Origin of the sequence: Pseudomonas sp. SIMBA_068 (assembly GCF_046534705.1) — a bacterium.
GTDB classification, from domain to species: domain Bacteria; phylum Pseudomonadota; class Gammaproteobacteria; order Pseudomonadales; family Pseudomonadaceae; genus Aquipseudomonas; species Aquipseudomonas putida.
On sequence record NZ_JAWRYI010001449.1, the window covers coordinates 1 to 241 of the forward strand.

Here is a 241-nt window from a genome sequence, read left to right on the forward strand (position 1 = left end):
CGAGCAACGCCTTGGCGTCGCCTTCGATCAGCGCGTGCAGCACATCGAAGACCTGGCCGTGGTCGAGGGTGCCGAGCATGGCGCGCACATCGGCGGCCATGACCTTGCCTTCACCAAAGGCGATGGCCTGGTCGGTAAGGCTCATGGCATCGCGCATCGAACCATCGGCAGCACGACCGAGCAGCCACAACGCGTCGTCTTCGAACGGCACGTTCTCGACGCCCAGCACGTGGGTCAAATG

1 pseudogene is annotated in these 241 nt (G+C 64.3%); it reads right to left on the reverse strand.

The window, feature by feature from the left end:
* Positions 1–241: pseudogene (locus SB756_RS34435) on the reverse strand (DNA polymerase III subunit gamma/tau); the annotation flags it as partial.